The organism is Exiguobacterium sp. s59, from assembly GCF_018617475.1.
Lineage (GTDB): Bacteria > Bacillota > Bacilli > Exiguobacteriales > Exiguobacteriaceae > Exiguobacterium > Exiguobacterium aestuarii.
On the sequence record NZ_JACSKG010000006.1, the window covers coordinates 138,543 to 157,968 of the forward strand.

Consider the following 19,426-nt stretch of genomic DNA (forward strand, 5'->3'; position numbering starts at 1 on the left):
ATGTATCGTTCCTCCTTTTCAGTTATCTTTATTTTCTTAAATTTCAGGAAAAGTTGCAACCGATGCGCAAAAACGGGCATATTAGTAGATGAAGAATGAAGGAGGAATTTACTATGGCAGATTGGAAATCAACGTACACACACTTTTTAAAACAAGCGAAAGAAGACATTCATGATCGAGAACAACTCGGTGACTTACTCGTCCAAGGTGAGCGCGCGCTCGCAAAAGTAACCGTGGACGTGGCATCAAATGAAATCAGCAACATCGAACGCGAAGAAGAACTGACACTCTACTTCCAGATGAAACAAATGTTGAATATGTTGCGTGCCCTGTATAACGATCAATTTGAAATGCAACCTGACAAACAAGAAGAGCTCGTTGCAGCCATTCTGTACTTCGTTTCACCGTTCGATGCGATTCCAGATGACGTGCCGCTCGGACTTTTTGATGACGCTCAAGTCATCGACTACGTGCATGAACAATTAGCGAGTGACATCGACCGATTCCATAACGAATTGTGACTTGAAATGATACACGAGTAGCAGTACGCTAGCAGAAGACTTACCAAAAGGAGGCGTAAGGCCTAGCCATTATCTATGTATGCTAAATCTCGAAAACGGGTTGCCCTTGAAACGGTACTGTTCATCATTGCCGGGACAATCCTTCAGTCTGTCTTTGTCAGTTTACTGCTCAAACCGAATGAGATTGGTTCCGGGGGAATCGTCGGAATCACGTTGATTACGAACGAGCTATTCGGAACGCCAATTGGGATGACGCAACTCGTGCTCAATATCCCACTCTTTATATTGGGGTTGAAATATTTAGGGAGACGTTTTATTTTGATGACAGGAATCGTCGTCGTGCTCTCTTCCATTTTGATTGATAGTTTACCGGTTCTCATTCCACCGACTCCACTTGATGATCCGCTCGTCGCTTCGGTATTCAGCGGAATCGTCTCGGGGCTCGGACTCGCACTTCTCCTGTTCGCAGGCGCTTCTACCGGGGGACTCGATATTTTAGGAAAAGTCATCTATATGAATAATCGAAATTTATCACTACCGAAAATCTTTTTAACACAAGATATCATTGTTTATGTATTAGTCTTCATCGTCTTCGACATTAAAGCTGTTATGTATGCACTTGTATTAAGTTTTGTCCGTTCACGAACGTTACTCACGATTCACAAGTTCTTCTCAGCTCAAAAACAATGTTTTATCATTTGTCAAAAAGCGGATGAAATCAACTTGGTCATTAAACAGAATTTAAAACGTGGGGTCACGATTATGGATGCGACAGGCGGATACTCGAACGACTCGAAAAAAATGCTATACGTCGTCGTCCAAAATAATGAAATTCCACGCCTTCGTCAAATCGTTTCTGAAATTGATTCTGAGGCATTTGTCACCGTGTCAGAAATTGATTCCATCGTCGGGAACTTCAAAGAGCACTCGTATACACTATAATTTCAACATATTCGACAACAATCTCGTATTGTTGTCGATTTTTTGTGTAATCTTCGGTCACCTGTTCCGATAATAAATAAGAGACCCATATATATAAAGAAGGAGGTGCATGAGTTGTCTGTTTACTCGTTGCGCCAATACGTTCCGGCGATTCTCATCGGAACTTTTTCTACCGGACTTTTATTTTTATTTTTGACCCCTCATGATCTGCGAAACATCACGTTACTCATCTATCACCTCGTCATTTCAGGAGCTGCAATCCTACTGAGCGGAGTGGCGATTTTTAAACATAAAGGGATGCGACGGTTTATCCACGTTTTGATCAGTGCGGGAAATGTATGCTTCGCCCTGTATTTACTGATGCATTACGATTCGACAGGTGCCAATACACAATCGCTGTTGTTCCTGCAAAATTTCTTTTACTTAATCATGGCTTTAATTGTCATCACCCAATCGATTGAGATTCGAACGTTGAAACTACGCACGTTCGACCTGTTTGCTTTATTTAGTTTCATTGCAATCGGTGCACTACATATTTGGTTCTACGCCACACAAGATGTATCACTCGTGTCTCAGTTGAGTGGTTTTGAAGAACAAATGCTACTGATTAGTCTCTACATGATGCTTTCATTCTTATACTTGAATCGGGTCGTCTCGGCCGGTCAACAATTCCGAATTCTTGTACTCGTCGGAATTTTAGCCTTCACGATTGCCTCGATCGCGAACACGCTCTTCGTGTTTTCGGGCATCACACATGAACTGATCCATCTCATTCAAGTGAGTAGTATTCTCATGATTTCAATCAGTTATTGGGTCGACGATGTTTCCGAAGACGCCCTCGCCTATGATTCCATTTTGGATTACGTTTTGTATAGCGTGGTCGTGATGCTATTCTTGCTCGCTTCAGATCGTCTTCTTGGTACGTCTGTATTCGACTCGATGATTGCGAATGCCGTACTTCTATTGCTCATTCGCCAGTTTGTCGTTTCAAAACAGAACGCGCTCATCAGTCATCGCCTCCATACGGTCAACACAGATTTAGAAGTCGCCGTATCGACGAAAGCACACGAACTTGAAATTCGTGAGCAGCAATATCGTTCACTCTTCGCCTACCACTCAGAACCAATCTTTTTATTCGACTTACATGGCGAAGTATTATCGGTCAACGAGGCCGGCAGTTCGATTCTCGGATTGACAACCGACAAGTTACTCGGATCAAATATCCTCGATATCATCGAATCAAAAGACCGTGCACCGTATACAATCATTCTTCAAGAATTAACGAACGGTCGACCGAGAACAATCGATGTGCGCATCATGACCGAAGAAGGCGAGACACGTGTCTGGCAACTCGTCAACGTCCCAATGATTATCGATGGAGAAGTCGAAGGGATCTACGCCATCGCGAAAGACATCACGCAGATGATTGAACAACAAGAACAAATCTTGTATCAGGCAAAATTCGATAGTTTGACAGGACTTCACAACCGCTATGCGCTACAAGAACAAATCGAACGATTGATTGAGGAAGGTCGCACGTTCACGCTCATGTTCTCTGACTTGGACGGGTTTAAAGAAATCAACGACCAGTTCGGTCACCACATGGGAGACGAGCTTTTGCAACATATCGGAAAGCGCCTACGGACCGCACTCCTTCCAAACGAGTATGCCGGACGTCTAGGTGGTGATGAATTCATCGTCGTCGCTGAACATGGTGACGATGAAATGCTGACAGAACGCTTGCGACGTCTCGTCTATCGCCCGCCTTATTACATGGCCGGAACGCTCGTTGAAGTGCATGCCTCGATTGGAATCGTCCGTTTCCCGGAGCATGGAAAAAAATTAAAACACTTGCTCTCGAATGCCGACTTGGCGATGTATCGCGCGAAAGATAATGGTCGGGACGAGACCGTCATGTTCGAACCGGAGTTACGGGAAGACAAGGAAGAACGAAAAGTGTTGATGGAAGGGCTCGATACCGCACTTGAAAAAGGAGAAATCTCACTTTTCCTTCAACCTCAAGTCGATGCGTCTACGAAGGCAGTCATCGGAGCAGAGGCCCTCATGCGTTGGCAACATAACGGGACGTTCATCCCGCCAAGTCAATTCATTCCGATTGCTGAAGAAACTGGTCATATTCATGATTTAGGTCGTTGGATGATTCATGAGACGTTCCAGTTGCTTCATGTGTTTGAGCAAGGAGACATTCATTTACCGAAGCTCTCGGTCAACTTGTCCGTTCGTCAGTTATTCGATGAACATTTAATCGATTACTTGAATACGTTGTTCGAACGATTCCCGATCGATCCGTCACGACTCAATTTTGAATTGACCGAAACGGTCGCTGCCCATCATTCAGACCGTGTTTTGAATCGGATCTTAGAATTAAAATCACTCGGCATCAAACTCTCGATTGACGACTTTGGGACAGGATATAGTTCACTCGCTTATCTCGTCCGCTATCCAATCGACGAACTGAAAATTCCTCGTGAATTCACGATGCAACTCGAAGAGAACCGTGAATATCAAATGGTCACGACGACCATCGTCGCGATGGCAAGACAACTTGGCATGGCGCTCGTCGCTGAAGGTGTGGAAACCGAATACCAAGAGACGTTCCTCCGTAAAATCGGATGTGACTCCATGCAAGGGTATCGTTATGCAAAACCGATGCCACTTGATGAGTTCATCATTTATTACATGAAACACACAACGCCCTGGACCGAATGATGTTTCGGTCCAAGGCGTTTTTTTATTTCATCTCATATACTTTGACTTCTCCTGGTTTCAGGTCGATGTGAAGATTCCATTGTTCATCGAACGAGTGCTCCGCATACGGCCACGAATTCGGTGAATACACCATCTCTGCGAAACGACTCGCGTTCCAATTTCGACGACGTACCCCATCGAGAGAAATGACTCCTCGCAACGGTTCCCACATATTCGTATTCGCTACAACGAGCAACGTATCGTTCGTCTCCGGACGTAACCAGGCGAATCCGATAAACGGTGCGAACGGTTCATTTAAGATGAGTGGTTCAAAATGGTTCGGGTCGACGAGTACATCGAGCCAACGACGACGAATTTCCGCCACTTGATGCATCACTTCAATCATTTCATCTCGCTCCGGGTGGTCCCAATGGAACTGATACGCATCAAAAAATGCGAGTTTTCCGAAGTATGGGTCTGTCGGGAAGAGTTGGTACGCTTCTTCCGGACGGCAATCGAGCCCGGTATTCATCGGCTGTGTCTCGTATAGTTCGAGTCCAGAGTTTGTCATCGGGACGCCATTTGGCATAAAGCCGTTCAAGACTGTCAACAACCGACTTGCTTGTCGTCCGCCTTCTCGCGTAGCTAGGCGACGCGTATCTGCTGTTTCGCCTGCCGCAAATACCGGAAGTGGTAAAAAGCGAGAGTCGTATAAAAATTGATGCGTCTCATGTGTTTGGAATCGAGGTTCTTTATAAAACCCGTATCCGATGATCATGTTATAACCGGCATCTTTCGCCGCCCAAGCTCCTGCTTCAATCAATTCTTCCGCGATGAAGCTGAAGTTCGAATCAAGGGAGCGTGGTTTCGCTAAAATTCGCTGTGCCAAATCGACAGGAAGAGCATGCCCCATATCGATACGGGCCCCATCGATGCCATATTCACGTTGATAATGTGGAATGATATCGGCGAGCATTTCCCAGAGCGGCTCATTGATGATATTTCCTCGGAATTGATTGGACTTGATTGAATCAAACAGAATATAAGGCGCGATGTTCGCATCGTTCACGTAAGGTGCCGCCGCAAGTGGATGGTCTAAAAAGAGACGGAAATAAGTCACGTCCGACCAAGGCGGTTGTGGATCGTTGATACAGTCCGAAAAGGCAGGAGCTGTCGTCAATCCAAACTCTCGTTCAATCGTTGCCAATACGTTCTCTTCTGGATGTTCAATCAAGTAAGCACGTACTCGCTCCCATTTTTCAGCATCCAGCAAGTTCGGAGCCATCGAGAATCTCCGTAAGTGTTGCCATACATCTTCCGAGTTGTACACCATTGGCAAGAAAGCAAATTCAGGCTTCACATTCTCTCCAATACCCGGCACAGATGGTGGATGGTAATAATCGACTTCGGCTAACGGAATCCAATAGAACCACTCTGGATTTTCAAGGATGAGTCGATTGTCTCGCGCACACGTCCGAGGGATGACATCGATGACGACACGAATCCCTACCATGTGACAAGCTTCCACAAATGCTGAAAATTCTTCTTCGACAGTCATCGCATCACCGGTTAACGTTTCCTTTAATTCTTCATCAATGGCGAAGAAATCTTGAACGGCATAAGGAGATCCGAATTCACCTTTCTTATTTTTATGACTATGTTGCGAAATTGGTAATAGGAATAATGTATCAATTCCCATATAAAGAAGATGTGGAATGAGTGCAAGCGTTTTCACAAATGTGCCCGTGTCTTTCATTCCAAATGAGTTCTCCATCTCCACATAACCTGATCCGTCATGATCCCAGGAAGTAGATGTACGAACCTGCATCGAATAGACAGAGGCACGCTTAATCCAATCGCCACCTGTCTGTAAATGACCATCGGCACTGGCGATGGAAGTACGATATTCTCGATTTTCCACTGCATATGGAAGAATGGCTTTTTCAATCGTTTCGATTAAAAAATCGTACGGATTCACACGCTCGACCCCGTCACGAATCGGTTCGGAAGAAAAACGCATGCGATTCCATAAACTTGGAATCTCGTAGGTAAGGTGTGTGCGTTGATCTTGTAACACCTGGTATAACTTGTGTAACGATGAATTCTCTGACATATTGACTCCCCTTATGCATCTAATGGTCTTCTGGTGGATAAAGTTCTTACACTAATTGATTATACATTTACCCGTTTTTTCCTTTTTCAAAAAAATATTTTCTGTCGATTTTTCTGAAATCATGTACGATGGAATAGAAAGGAGGGTCACGATGTCACAACGAAAGTGGATTCTACTATGGATCAGTCTATCCATTCTGTCCATCTCGATTATTGGTATTTTTATTTTTCAATTGAAAGAGACGAATGAACGTCTAGCAACCATACAAGATGAACAATTCGGCTCTTACGAGGCAATTGAGGATATCATGTATTATAATGTCGAACGAGCAAACGCTATCCGTGGTTTACTAGCCTATGAAGATCGACACTTTTTAGAGATGTACTATAGCATGTCTCGGCAGGCCAAGGCGCTCAAACAATCGGTCATCGATGACCCCGACACACCGAGTTCCGTTATCGATTTACTCGAGAGAGATGCCATATGGGAAAAAGAAGCCGATCGCGTACTCGTCATCTATGAAGAAGGGGATCTCATCCAAGCAACTGCGGTGGCTGAGACGATGACACAGCAACGTCAAACCATTTTAGAAGATTTACGATCGCTCAAGCAGATGCAATATAAAGATATCCAGAAAGAGCTGATTGCAGCAGAAAATCAAGTTTCTTTCTTAACTCAAGTACTGTTTACCATCACGTTTTTATTGATTGCGATCATCGTCATCCTGACTTTTTTGTTGGCACGTATCAAACCCCAACAGGAAACGATCGAATAGGAAAAAGGAGTGTCTCAGATTATGCTGAAACACTCCTTTTTCATCATGAATTCATTCGTAGTAACCTTGTCGCATTCGCAATGGCAAGTAATGCCACACCGACGTCAGCGAAGACAGCTTCCCACATCGTGGCGATCCCGAATAACCCTAAAACCAAGACAAGCGCCTTCGTCCCAAACGCAAAGAAGATATTTTGCCAGACGACACGTTTCGTCTGTTGTCCGAGCTTGATTGCTCGGACAACATCGTTCGGGTCATCATGCATCAACACCACATCCGCTGCCGTGACCGCCGTATCGCTTCCGACTCCGCCCATGACAAGACCGACATCAGCCCTCGCTAACGCTGCCGCATCATTCATCCCATCTCCGACAAATGCAACTTTACGGGAAGCGGTCATCTGTTCAATCGCTTCTACTTTTTCGTGCGGAAGCAATTCGCCTCGCACTTCATCTAGTCCAAGTCGTTCACCGATTGTTGTAGCGACCGCTCGTCTGTCTCCCGATAACATTACCGTCCGATATCCAGCTTCTTTCAATGCTTGAATCGCATCATACGCATCTGACTTCACCGTATCCATCAATTCGATTCGCCCTAGCCAACGATTGTTCTTCATCACATGAACACTCGTACCAATCGACGAATCATCAATCGTTTGACCTAACTGCTTCATATAACGGGCGCTTCCGACATAAATATGATCATTCCCGTCACAAGCATGGAGACCATACCCCGGCTCTTCTTGAATCGATTCGAACGCCTGAACGTCTCCGACTCGATTGACAATAGCTTGTGCGAGCGGATGATTGGATGCCCGTTCCACACGGGCCGCAAGGTGCAACAGTTCTTCGGCATGTACCCCTTCTGTCGTCACGACGTTCGTCACTTCAAAGCGTCCTGTCGTCAATGTTCCTGTCTTATCGAAGACAACAGTGTCCACTTCAGTTAACGTGTCTAAATATTCTCCACCTTTTACAAGAATCCCTTGTTTGGAACCCGCTCCAATCCCACCGAAATAGCCCAATGGAATCGAGATCACGAGCGCACACGGGCAACTAATGACGAGGAAAATGAGGGCACGATATACCCATTCTGACAAGTCACCGACAAACAACGGAGGAACAAATGCTACGAGTGCCGCCATGACGACAACGAAAGGCGTATAGACTTTCGCCAATCGAGTGATCATCTGTTCTGTCTTTGCCTTTTTCCCATTCGCTTCTTCTACGAGGGTAATCATCTTTTGTAGGCTCGACTCGGCGGCGAGCTTCGTCGTTTGGATGACGAGTCGTCCCTCTAAGTTGACCATCCCCGCCAATACTTCTTCACCCGCTCTCACTTGACGAGGAACTGCCTCTCCCGTCAACGAAGCGGTATCGAGCGAACTCGCACCACTTAACACGACACCATCCATCGGAACCAATTCTCCGGCACGGACGATTAAATGTGACCCGACCGACACTTCTTCCGGCAATCGCTCTACTTCTTCCTCACCATCTAGTACCCGAGCGAGCGTCGGTCTCATATTCAACAAAGATTGAATCGATTTTCGAGAGGCACGTACCGCCCGTCCTTGCACGTATTCTCCAAGTTGATAAAACAACATGACCGCTACAGCTTCCGGATATTCGGCAATCGCAAATGCCCCGATGGTCGCAATCGTCATTAAGAATTTTTCATCAAACCACTCTCGGTTCCATACATTTCGTATGGCCCCATAAACGACATCGTATCCGGCCAACCCGTACGCCACAATATAACCCGGGATGGAATCCACCCAAAGAGCAATCGAAAAGATAAAGGCCGCCGCAAGGAATCGCCAAAGGATAAAGTCCCGTTTTTCAGCTGGGTCATCTTCTGCTTTGATAAACTTCGCACCCGGCTCGATTCGTTTCATCGTCTGTTCGATTGACTCGAGCATCGTTTCACGCTCAGAAACATCGATCCATTCAATCACCATTCGACTCGTCGCAAAATCAATTTGACAAGAGGCCACTTCTTCACGCTTCGTGACATCCCTTTCGATTTTAGCTGCACAGTTCGTGCAGGTGATTCCAGATACAGGTAATACATCTCGGTTTTTCATCTTGTCACCCCTAACATTCAAATGTTCATTTGAATATATAGTAACGCGAAATGAAATACATGACAATAGGTAAAAATGACCGACCCCTTATAGGATCGGTCATGAGATTCAAACGTCTTTCTGTTCTTCACTATGTGCCAGCGCAATTTCAACAAGCTGTCTGACGTGTTCATCATCTAAAGAATAATAGACGACCTTCCCATCTTTACGATACTTCACTAGCCCTTGTTCGAGTAACGTCCGAAGATGGTGGGATGCGGTCGCATTCGAATGACCGATGACGGCGGCAACATCACAAACACAAAGTTCATGTTCAAGCGTCAAGACATACAGTACTTTCAAACGAGTCGGGTCAGCGAACGCTTTAAACAGACGACTGACACGTGGAGCGTCTAATTGCGCCAATGCGGTTTGCAGTGTCGGTACATCTTCTGATTGAATCCCAATCGTCTCACATTGGGGTACTTTCATATTCTTCACCTCGTCTTTTTATGTGTATAGTGTAGCAAAAATTCATAAAGATATCTGTTATATATTATAGTTGACTAAATCACCTCTGTTATAATACAATCAATACAACAACCAAAACTGTCAGACAATTTACCGAAGGAGGCATTTTCATATGAATGAATGGGCAAGTCGACTCGAATCATCTGTCGAGTTTTATCAAAAATTACCGGATAAGACATGTCAGGAGTGCGGGAAACATATGGACGAACAGTGCGAGTCATACGAAACGACTTGTGCTTCATGTACAGAAAAGCTTCAACTCGCAGAATAAGACAACACCCCTTCGGCTGAAGGGGTGTTTTGTTTACATCGTCAAACCGATGTAGGCTGCAATTAGGCCGAACAGATAAGTCGTTAGTAAATAGAGACCGAATCGGATCCAATCTTTTGTTGCAAACCGCATCAATTCAAGTTTTAAGGTTGAGAAGGTCGTAAACGATCCGAAAAATCCGACTCCTAAGAAAAGGATGAGTGATTGCTGATCGGTGTGCGCATATAAATAGCCTAAACCAAAAGATCCTGTCACATTCACAAACAACGTTGCCCATGGAAAAGTGGAATCAGACCACGTTTTCATGACCTGACCAATTGTGAAGCGGAGAATTGCACCAATAAAGGCGCCGGTCGCAATCCAAACGAACGTCATTCCACTTCACCTCTTGTTGCTTTTGTTCCGATCCGATAGCCAAGCCATGAACTTGATAAACCAAATGTGATGCTGAGGAACACGTATGAAATAGCGAGCAGTACATAACCATTTTCAACTAATTGGATCGTCTCTACACTAAACGTGGAAAACGTGGTAAATGACCCGATCATTCCGGTTCCGACAATCGTAACGAGTTGGGGAGAAAATTTTCCCGTTTGAAGAAATCGATGCGTCATCCATCCTAATAGAAAGCTTCCAATTAAATTGATGAGCAGTGTCGCGACGGGAAACGGGCTCGTCCCGAATGAATCGACGAGTAATCCAAGTCCGTAACGTGCCAATGCTCCAACTGCACCTGCTAATCCAACGTATACGTACAGCATCCAAATTCCTCCTCCACGAAAAAGACACCTGCAACATGCAGGTGTCGATTCAACTGAGGCTATTATACCAAGCTGACGCTGTTTACGAAATAGCTGCCGGAGCAAGGACCGCTTCGATTGCTTCAAACGCTTGGTCGAGTTCTTCTTTCGTGATCACGAGTGGTGGTGCCAATCGAATCACTGTCTCATGCGTTTCTTTGCACAGAAGTCCACGCTCTTTCAGTGCCTCACAATAAGGACGAGCTGCTTCTGTCAATTCGATGCCGATGAATAATCCACGACCACGAACATCACGAATCATCGGATTGTCGATTGATTTCAAACGTTCCATGAAATACGTCCCTAACTCTAACGAACGCTCAACAAGTTTCTCTTCTTCTAACACTTCGAGCGCCGCGACCGAGACCGCGGAAGCGAGCGGGTTTCCACCAAACGTTGAGCCGTGCGATCCTGGGTTGAATACGGAAAGAATCTCTTGATCCGCTGCAACGCATGAAATCGGGAAGACACCGCCTCCAAGCGCTTTTCCGAGAATGTACATATCCGGTGTGACATCTTCCCACTCGATCGCAAACCATTTTCCGGAGCGTCCAAGCCCTGACTGAATCTCATCCGCTACGAACAGGACGTTATGTTGTTTACAAAGTTCCGATGCACGTTTCAAGTAACCTTCTGGCGGAATGATGATTCCTGCCTCCCCTTGAATCGGTTCTACGATAAACGCTGCAGTATTCTTTGTGATTGCCGCTTCGAATGCATCGATATCGCCATATGGGACGACTTTGAATCCTGGCAAGAGCGGTCCGAATCCTCGCTGATATTCTGCTTCGGTCGACATCGACACAGCAGCCATTGTCCGTCCATGGAAGTTTCCTGTGCAGACGATGATTTCGGCCTGACCTGGGATCCCTTTCACTTCATATGCCCAACGACGAGCCGTTTTAACAGCTGTCTCGACGGCTTCTGCTCCCGTATTCATCGGTAACACCATTTGTTTTTTTGTAAGCGTTACCACTTTGTCGTAAAAATGTCCGAGTTGATCGTTGTAAAAGGCACGTGACGTCAACGTAATCTTATCCGCCTGATCCTTGAGCGCTTGAATGATTTTCGGATGGCAGTGTCCCTGGTTGACTGCAGAGTATGCACTTAACATATCCATATAGCGATTCCCCTCAGGATCGGTTACCCAAATCCCCTTCGCCTCCGAAATCACAATCGGTAGTGGATGATAGTTGTGCGCCCCGAATTTTTCTGTCAGCTCAATCACATCATGTGTTTTTGACATATTGCTTCCCCCTTATTCAAAACTATCTTACCCTTTCAGTATATGATGTCCCTCTTTCTTTTGACAATGGCGAACTTAAGCATTCCTTGAATTGGCAAAATCAGGTACACTGACATTAGAATATTCATTTAGCATGACAGATTGGAGGAAATGATGTGGCTTCATTGCGTGATTTAAAGGTAGACCAATTCATCGATGCATTGTCTGTACCGTGTTGTTATATTTCCCAAGATGGTACGGTGCTGTTATGGAATACACATGCCGAAGTATTATTTGGCTGGGAACGCGAAGAAGTCCTCCATCAACCGCTTCCTGTCGTTCGGCAGTTGGAACATGCTCTAGAGACATGGACACCGCTACTCCTTCAATATCCATTTTCAACGACGGCGATGACACCGTTTCAACATAAAGATGGATCCGTCATTTATGCGACCGCATACTTGCAATCTTTTTCACTCGAAGGGATTAATGGTTATTTCCTCGCCTTCCTTCCAAAAGGGTTTGGACCGCTCATCAGCACAGAGCAGTTCAACTTGCTTCATCATTTTCAAGAAATGATCAAGCAATCGACCCATTACTTGGCGACGAACGCAAAAGGCAAGATTGTCGATATTAATCCATCATTGTGTCGTTTACTCGATGCAACGGAGCAGCAACTAATCGGACGAAACTGGTTCGAGCTCATTCATGACTCAAACGACCAGGGCTGCATTTCACGTGATGTCTTAAAGTCCTTGGCGACGAATCGGATCTGGAACGGGGAAATGGCAATCTCTTGTAAAGAGCATGACCAGGAACCGTGCTGGCTCAATTTGACCGTTGTTCCGATTATCAGTGACAATTGCGATGTGATTCAGTATACGGCATTCGGGTTTGATGTCTCAGAGAAGAAGCGTCTTGAAAGAGAAGTCCGATTCCTTGCTTATCAAAATGAGTTGACAGGCCTCTTCAATAAGAAAGGGTTTTTACGTCAATACGGTTCGATTCTTCAACAAATTGATGAGCGGGAAGGACTCCTTCACATCGCCTTATTCGATATCGACCGCTTCAAAATCATTAACGAATCATTCGGGTCTCGCGTCGGGAATGAGCTCCTCATTCAAATCAAAGAGCGCGCACTTCACCTCATCCCGGAATCCGCTTTATTGTTCCATCCGACGGGCGGACTGTTCGGCGTCATGTTCTTTGAAGAGTCAAAAGAAGAAGTGTTTCAATCACTTCGCCATCTTCAACATGAGTTGCAACGACCATTCCGAATCTACCATCACTCGATCATGGTCTCGATTTCAGTCGGCTGTGTGTTTTACCCGTCTTCGGCAAGTTCACTCGAGGAACTGTATACACGTGCTGAAAGTGCACTCTTCAAAGGGAAACAGATTGGGGTCGGCACGATACAATTCGTGACAAAAGATATGGATGCTGCCTTCTCAAGACAAATTCATATTGAGAAAGCTTTATACCGCGCACTCGAAGAAAAGCATTTTTATCTCGAGTATCAGCCAAAGTACGAACTTGCGACAGATCGCCTCATCGGCTTCGAAGCACTCCTTCGCTGGCATCACGAAGAATTGGGACAAATCCCACCTTCTGAATTCATTCCGCTCGCAGAAGAGATGGCGCTCATCGTCCCGATCAACAACTGGGTCATTTTAGAGGCGACGAAACAATTGAAGGCGTGGAAAGCTGAATTTGACCAGCCCCTATCGATGGCAATCAATATTTCACCAAATCAGTTCCGGAGCGACAGCTTTTTGAATACACTCCGAAATATTAAGCAACAACTCCAACTCGACACATCAGATGTCATTCTAGAAATTACGGAAAGCTTGGTCATGCAACAGACCGATGAAATCATTGAACGGATGGAGCAAATTAAACGCCTGAACTATCGACTGTCGATTGACGATTTTGGAACAGGATTCTCGTCCTTACAGTATTTAAAATCGTTCCCAGTCGATGAACTCAAGATTGATAAAGTATTTCTCGATGATTGGATGGCATCCAAATCTCACTTACTCGACGTTATCGTTCATCTTGGGAAGAGTTTGAACCTTCACGTCGTGGCCGAAGGCGTCGAGGACGAAGAAATGCTTCATCATTTAAAGTCCACCGAATGTGATTCATTCCAAGGTTACCTATACGCAAGACCGGCTTCTCCAGAGACGATTGAACAATTACTACGGTCATCAAAAAACTCACCGAACGCATAACGCGTCGGTGAGTTTTTCTCATAATGCAATCGATGATGTCCAAAGACCATATATGCCATACGTGGCACATAACAAAATAATGACAGCAATCATCGACTGTGTGCGCGTCAAGAATGGACGTCCCTGTTCTCTTTCGGCTAAAAGGAAGACGAACACACCTGGTGCGTAAAGAATCATCGCAATCAGAACATATTCGATTCCCGATGCATACAACAGCCATGTCGCATATAGCGAAGCAATCGCGGAGACAACCATCATTCGCAACGATGCCGTCCGTTTTGCCTCCATCCATCCATATAGCGCCGAGAATAGATAAGGAACGAGTGCCGCGATCCCTGCGATACTCGACAAGACGAGATACGTCTGCTCCGAGAACAAGGCAACAGCTGTGACGATTTGCGTAAACACTTGTGTGATGAATAGCGCGTTCACTGGGGTGTCGTTGGCATTCAGTCGATTGAACATTTTGGGAAAGACACCATCACGGCTAGCGACATAAGAGATTTCTGTCGCCAAGATTGTCCATCCGAGCAATGCACCTGTCAATGAGACGAGTAAGCCGATATTGATCAACGTGGCTCCAAACGGTCCGACGACTGCTTCTAACACGTATGCCATCGACGGTTCTGGTAACGCCGCAAGCTGTTCTTGCGTTAGGACACCGAACGAGAAAATCGAAATCATCATATAAATTAACAACGTACCGATTAAACCAATCACTGTCGCTCGACCCACATCTTTTTTTTCTCGTGCGCGCGAGGATAAGACGACTGCGCCTTCGATTCCCACGAATGCCCAAAGTGTTACGAGCATTGTGGATTTCACTTGTGGAAAAACATCTGCCCAGACAAATCCCGACTCGCCCCAAAAGTCGACTCGGAACGTGTCAATCTGAAACGCAAAAAGGATGAGGACGATGAACAAAAAAATCGGAACGAGCTTCGCAATCGTCGTGACGATATTCAACAAGGCCGCTTCTCTCATTCCGCGGGAAATAAGCCAAAATAATCCCCATACCAAGATGGCACTTACGAACAATCGGAACAATCGGTGTTCTGCCGAGAATATTGGAAAAAAATATGCCAACGTGCTAAAAATCAACGTGATGTTTGCCACTGTACCAATCCAAGCCGACATCCAGTAACCCCATCCACTGTTGAACCCGACAAATTTGCCGAACCCCTCACGCGCATAGGCGTAAATACCGCCTTCTAATTCCGGACGCGTGTCCGCTAAAAACTGAAAGACGAAGGCAAGCATGATCATGCCGATGCCCGTAATCCCCCACCCAATTAAAACAGGTCCTACTCCTGCGCCTTGCGCCATGGCACCTGGAAGATTAAAGGCACCTCCGCCAATCATTGTCCCGACGACCATGGCCGCGAGACCGAAAAAGCCGATTCCGGCTGAATGTTGTTTCAAATTAACGCCTCCACTACTCTATAACCTTTCCGAATAACTATACAAAGATACTGTATAATCATTCGTTGATTTTTCTATTCTACTTCCTAAAAGGATTGATGGATAGGTATTCTAAATAAGTTTATATTTTCGAATAATTTGAAAAATTCCATTGCATATTCATCCGAGATGTAGTTTAATTACAACATATTCTAAATTATCAGAATTTTCGGGAGGTTGAAACATGCGTAACAAGAAATGGCTAGCTTTATCGGGGGTCGCATTATTGGCGACGGCAGCTTGTAGTACAGGGGACGACTCATCGAGTTCGGAGGATTCATCTTCTGGCGATGCTAAAAAAGAAATTACAATGGTATCGGCGACAGATTTGCCACAGCTCGATCCGACTCTTACGACAGACTCGACATCGATCATCGTGACGAACAACGTGTTCGAAGGGTTATATCGTCTAGACGAGAACAACCAACCGACACCAGGAATCGCTGAAGATGTCGAAGTATCCGAGGATGGACTTACATACACGTTCAAGCTACGTGACGCGAACTGGTCAGACGGCTCACCTATCACAGCTGAAGACTTTGTCTACTCTTGGAAACGCGCACTCAATCCAGAAACAGGTGCAGAGTATGCGTATATCCTTCAAGACTTAAAAAATGCAAACAAAATCCTTGCAGGCGAAGCGTCTCTTGACGATCTCGGTGCGAAAGCAATCGACGAGAAGACACTTGAAGTTCAGTTGGAAGCACCAGCACCATATTTCTTAGGATTGACTGGTTTCCCAACATACATGCCACAAAAGCAAGAGTACGTTGAAGAACAGGGCGAAGAATTCGCAACTTCGGTCGACAAGACGCTCTATAACGGTCCTTATGTGTTAAGCGAATGGCAAGACAATGCAGGTTGGGTTTATAAGAAAAACCCAGAGTATTGGGATGCCGAAAACGTGAAGATGGATACGATCAACGTAAAAGTCGTAAAAGACGTGTCGACAGGTGTCAACTTGTTCGAGTCTGGTGAAGCAGACTATACACTCCTCTCTTCTGAGTTCGTTCCACAATTTGAAGATAGCGATGAGTTCAAGACACGTGCCGATGCACGAATCAACTTCCTCCGCTTCAACCAAAAGAACGAAGCGCTTCAAAACGTCAACATCCGTGAAGCACTCGCAAAAGGTTTTGATAAGCAAAGTGTGACTGATGTCATCTTGACAGACGGTTCACAACCAGCAAACTATATCGTGGCGAAAGACTTCACGTTCACGGAAGACGGCGCTGATTTCCGTGAGAAACACCCAGACCTTCTCAGCTACAATGTCGATGAAGCGAAAGCTGCTTGGGAAAAAGGACTTGAAGAGCTAGGCGTCGAAACAATCGAGCTCGAGTTCCTCTCGCGTGACGAAGAAGCCTTCAAGAAAGTCAATGAGTTCATCAAAGGTGAACTCGAGAAGAACTTGCCTGGTTTGACGCTCAACATCAAACAGCAACCGTTCAAAAACTTCCTTGATCTCGAAGGAAAAGGTGAATATGACGTTTCTGCCGCTGGTTGGGGCCCTGACTATCAAGATCCAATGACATACCTTGATATGTGGGTTACAGACGGACCATTCAACCGTATGGAGTATTCAAATGACGAGTATGATCAGTTGATTCAATCTGCGAAGAAAGAAGCCGATCAGATGAAGCGTTGGGAAACAATGCAAGAAGCTGAGCGTATCCTTCTTGAAGAAGACTTCGCAATCGCTCCGATTTACCAAAAAGGTGAAGCATACTTAGAGCGTTCGAACATCGAGAACATGTACCGTCACCCGTTCGGTGCCGATGCAAGCTTCAAGTGGCTTGACGTCAAATAATAAGAAAACATCCTTGATACCGATACGGTTCAAGGATGTTTTTCTGTCATGAAAGGGGCTTCAACTTATGAAGAGTTGGACACTTTGGCTCACCCTATTTGCTATTGTAATCTGCACCCTTAATATTGTTGGATTTGATGACAAGAACATCCTATTATTCTTGAGCTCGCCTCCGTTCTGGCTGCTCGAGACACCCTGGTTTTCCTCACACATCATCCACCCAACTTCTTTGCCACAGTTCTCACTGTATATCATGACAGTTTCCTTCTGGTTTATTCTCGGTAGACTGCTCGACCGTCTCACTTATACAGTGACGACCGCACATAAAAAATGACTTCCATCAACCGATGGAAGTCATTTTCATCTATTAAGCCTCACGCTCTGCGCGAAGTTCAGCAGGTACTTTGCCACGTTTTGAAATCACTTGTGCGATTGCAACCAATACGACAAACGAGAGCAATGCCGCGAAGAACCCGATCCAAATCGATGCTGTGATTCCGAGCACCAAATATCCGATTGCTGAGACGACTGCCGCGAGAATCGCGTATGGCAACTGTGTCAACACGTGATCGATGTGGTGCGAACCTGCACCTGTCGAACTGAGAATCGTTGTATCCGAGATTGGTGAACAGTGGTCACCGAACACCGCACCGGCCAATACAGCAGCAAGTGATGCGAGGAGAAGCTCTGGTTCAACCGCCATGATCAAGTCTGCCCCGATTGGAAGCATCAAACCAAACGTTCCCCAACTCGTCCCTGTCGAGAATGCCATGATACCCGCAATCAAGAAGAGAAGTAGCGGCAAGTAAGAAGCGGCGATTGTATCTGTGACGAAGCTCGCCAAGTATTCACCGGTCTTCATATCACTGATGACTGCGATGATTGTCCAAGCAAACAAGAGGATGAGAACAGCCGGCCACATCGCACGGACGCCTTCCCATGCTGCTTTACCATAATCACGTGCCGGGATTTTACGTCCGACAAGTAGAAGGAATGCGACAATCAAACTGATGACAACACCCGCGACGAGTGAGCGTGTCACGTCTGTCGATTCGAACGCCCCAATCAATGAGAAATCTTGACCGTCTGCAGCCAGTGCTTGACCACCTGTATAAAGCATCGCTGATACTGTCGCAATGATGAGCGTGATAATTGGAACGATCAAATCACGAACTTTTCCGCCTTCATGTTCATGCAAGTCTTCGCTCATACCCATCGGCTTCCCTTTTGCTGAATCATACAATTCACCTTGAAGGGCACGAAGTTCATGTGTGCGCATCGGGCCGATGGCAAGTCCAGTGAAGGCGACATACGCTGTCAACAAGAGTGCGAAGACGGCATAGAAGTTCATCGGAATGATTTGAATGAATGCAGAGAACGATGAGTAACTATCAATCGAATATTTCGTCAAAATCCCAGCGATGATGGCAATGATGTACGCACCCCAACTTGAAAGCGGGCTGATGACACAGACAGGTGCTGCCGTTGAGTCAATCGTGTACGCAAGTTTCGCGCGCGAGATATTTTTACGGTCCGTAAGCGGACGACTGATATTCCCAACTGCCAAACTGTTGAAGTAGTCATCGATAAAGATCAAAATACCAAGTCCAAACGATACGAGACGCGCACCGCGTGCTGTCTTGACGTTCGCAGCAGCCCATTCACCGAATGCGCGTGCACCACCTGAGGTTTGAATGATTGACGATAAAATCCCGAGCAAGAGCAAGAATGCAATCAACAAAACGTTCCATTCATTGACGGCTCCGTCCGACCAGAATAAAGCGATAATGTTCGACCATAAGTATTGAATCGAATCAAGCGGATTGAAGCTATGCAAGAGAAGTACCCCTGCGACAATCCCGACACCGAGTGATGGGATAACCTTTCTTGTTGTAATTGCCATAATAATTGCGAGTAATGCCGGTACGAGTGAAAGTACCGAAGTTGAATAATCTACCATGCTGAATTCCTC

General features: G+C 45.7%; 15 protein-coding genes. 7 read left to right on the forward strand and 8 right to left on the reverse strand.

The genetic code is table 11. The features are described from left to right. Positions 1–113 precede the first annotated feature (113 nt). From KNO91_RS12865 to KNO91_RS12875, 3 genes are all read left to right on the forward strand, one after another. Positions 114–521, forward strand: coding sequence for a YkvA family protein (locus KNO91_RS12865; protein ID WP_074033005.1), 408 nt, complete (start codon positions 114–116; stop codon positions 519–521). Between the two features lie 75 nt (positions 522–596). Further along, positions 597–1,463, forward strand: a complete 867-nt coding sequence (locus KNO91_RS12870) for a YitT family protein (protein WP_214796307.1) — start codon at positions 597–599, stop codon at positions 1,461–1,463. Positions 1,464–1,577: 114 nt separating this feature from the next. Beyond that, on the forward strand, positions 1,578–4,193 hold the full coding sequence (locus KNO91_RS12875; protein WP_214818289.1) for a putative bifunctional diguanylate cyclase/phosphodiesterase: 2,616 nt from the start codon (positions 1,578–1,580) through the stop codon (positions 4,191–4,193). 22 nt (positions 4,194–4,215) lie between these two features. On the opposite strand, the gene KNO91_RS12880 is transcribed toward KNO91_RS12875, so the two are convergent. Further along, a complete protein-coding gene (locus tag KNO91_RS12880; protein WP_214818290.1) occupies positions 4,216–6,285 on the reverse strand; it encodes an alpha-amylase family protein in 2,070 nt (689 codons plus the stop codon). Between the two features lie 151 nt (positions 6,286–6,436). On the opposite strand from KNO91_RS12880, the gene KNO91_RS12885 reads away from it, so the two are divergent. After that, positions 6,437–7,060, forward strand: a complete 624-nt coding sequence (locus tag KNO91_RS12885; protein WP_214796300.1) for a hypothetical protein — start codon at positions 6,437–6,439, stop codon at positions 7,058–7,060. Positions 7,061–7,103: 43 nt separating this feature from the next. Here KNO91_RS12885 and KNO91_RS12890 read toward each other — a convergent pair whose 3' ends face one another. Further along, positions 7,104–9,146: a heavy metal translocating P-type ATPase gene (locus tag KNO91_RS12890; RefSeq protein ID WP_214818291.1), complete on the reverse strand. Its 2,043-nt coding sequence runs from the start codon at positions 9,144–9,146 to the stop codon at positions 7,104–7,106. Between the two features lie 108 nt (positions 9,147–9,254). After that, complete coding sequence (locus KNO91_RS12895) at positions 9,255–9,617, reverse strand: ArsR/SmtB family transcription factor (protein WP_214790709.1); 363 nt, start codon at positions 9,615–9,617, stop codon at positions 9,255–9,257. Between the two features lie 151 nt (positions 9,618–9,768). Here KNO91_RS12895 and yhfH point away from each other — a divergent pair, with 151 nt between their 5' ends. After that, complete coding sequence (gene yhfH, locus KNO91_RS12900; protein ID WP_015880761.1) at positions 9,769–9,927, forward strand: protein YhfH; 159 nt, start codon at positions 9,769–9,771, stop codon at positions 9,925–9,927. 33 nt (positions 9,928–9,960) lie between these two features. On the opposite strand, the gene KNO91_RS12905 is transcribed toward yhfH, so the two are convergent. The 3 genes from KNO91_RS12905 to KNO91_RS12915 form a co-directional block, all read right to left on the reverse strand. Beyond that, a complete protein-coding gene (locus tag KNO91_RS12905) occupies positions 9,961–10,302 on the reverse strand; it encodes a fluoride efflux transporter FluC (RefSeq protein ID WP_214818292.1) in 342 nt (113 codons plus the stop codon). Then, the gene (gene crcB, locus KNO91_RS12910; RefSeq protein ID WP_214790713.1) at positions 10,299–10,688 is read right to left on the reverse strand and encodes a fluoride efflux transporter CrcB; all 390 of its coding nucleotides are present in this window, start codon (positions 10,686–10,688) and stop codon (positions 10,299–10,301) included. Before crcB ends, KNO91_RS12905 begins: the two co-directional genes overlap by 4 nt. 82 nt (positions 10,689–10,770) lie before the next feature. Beyond that, the gene (locus tag KNO91_RS12915) at positions 10,771–11,973 is read right to left on the reverse strand and encodes an ornithine--oxo-acid transaminase (RefSeq protein WP_214818294.1); all 1,203 of its coding nucleotides are present in this window, start codon (positions 11,971–11,973) and stop codon (positions 10,771–10,773) included. Between the two features lie 155 nt (positions 11,974–12,128). On the opposite strand from KNO91_RS12915, the gene KNO91_RS12920 reads away from it, so the two are divergent. Beyond that, positions 12,129–14,183 (forward strand): sensor domain-containing protein, encoded by a 2,055-nt coding sequence (locus KNO91_RS12920; protein ID WP_214818296.1) that lies wholly within the window; start codon positions 12,129–12,131, stop codon positions 14,181–14,183. 18 nt (positions 14,184–14,201) lie between these two features. On the opposite strand, the gene KNO91_RS12925 is transcribed toward KNO91_RS12920, so the two are convergent. Continuing rightward, a complete protein-coding gene (locus KNO91_RS12925; protein ID WP_214818297.1) occupies positions 14,202–15,605 on the reverse strand; it encodes a basic amino acid/polyamine antiporter in 1,404 nt (467 codons plus the stop codon). Positions 15,606–15,828: 223 nt separating this feature from the next. Here KNO91_RS12925 and KNO91_RS12930 point away from each other — a divergent pair, with 223 nt between their 5' ends. Beyond that, on the forward strand, positions 15,829–17,454 hold the full coding sequence (locus KNO91_RS12930) for a peptide ABC transporter substrate-binding protein (protein WP_214796288.1): 1,626 nt from the start codon (positions 15,829–15,831) through the stop codon (positions 17,452–17,454). 367 nt (positions 17,455–17,821) lie between these two features. Here KNO91_RS12930 and KNO91_RS12935 read toward each other — a convergent pair whose 3' ends face one another. Then, positions 17,822–19,414, reverse strand: coding sequence for a Na+/H+ antiporter NhaC family protein (locus KNO91_RS12935; protein ID WP_214796286.1), 1,593 nt, complete (start codon positions 19,412–19,414; stop codon positions 17,822–17,824). Positions 19,415–19,426: the final 12 nt, after the last annotated feature.

Bases quoted from the DNA above. Each gene is read 5' to 3' on its own strand.
- KNO91_RS12880 (WP_214818290.1), bottom strand. From the start codon at position 6,285: ATGTCAGAGAATTCATCGTTACACAAGTTATACCAGGTGTTACAAGAT.
- yhfH (WP_015880761.1), top strand. From the start codon at position 9,769: ATGAATGAATGGGCAAGTCGACTCGAATCATCTGTCGAGTTTTATCAA.
- KNO91_RS12905 (WP_214818292.1), bottom strand. From the start codon at position 10,302: ATGACGTTCGTTTGGATTGCGACCGGCGCCTTTATTGGTGCAATTCTC.
- KNO91_RS12930 (WP_214796288.1), top strand. From the start codon at position 15,829: ATGCGTAACAAGAAATGGCTAGCTTTATCGGGGGTCGCATTATTGGCG.
- KNO91_RS12915 (WP_214818294.1), bottom strand. From the start codon at position 11,973: ATGTCAAAAACACATGATGTGATTGAGCTGACAGAAAAATTCGGGGCG.
- KNO91_RS12935 (WP_214796286.1), bottom strand. From the start codon at position 19,414: ATGGTAGATTATTCAACTTCGGTACTTTCACTCGTACCGGCATTACTC.
- KNO91_RS12890 (WP_214818291.1), bottom strand. From the start codon at position 9,146: ATGAAAAACCGAGATGTATTACCTGTATCTGGAATCACCTGCACGAAC.
- crcB (WP_214790713.1), bottom strand. From the start codon at position 10,688: ATGCTGTACGTATACGTTGGATTAGCAGGTGCAGTTGGAGCATTGGCA.
- KNO91_RS12865 (WP_074033005.1), top strand. From the start codon at position 114: ATGGCAGATTGGAAATCAACGTACACACACTTTTTAAAACAAGCGAAA.
- KNO91_RS12895 (WP_214790709.1), bottom strand. From the start codon at position 9,617: ATGAAAGTACCCCAATGTGAGACGATTGGGATTCAATCAGAAGATGTA.
- KNO91_RS12870 (WP_214796307.1), top strand. From the start codon at position 597: ATGTATGCTAAATCTCGAAAACGGGTTGCCCTTGAAACGGTACTGTTC.
- KNO91_RS12885 (WP_214796300.1), top strand. From the start codon at position 6,437: ATGTCACAACGAAAGTGGATTCTACTATGGATCAGTCTATCCATTCTG.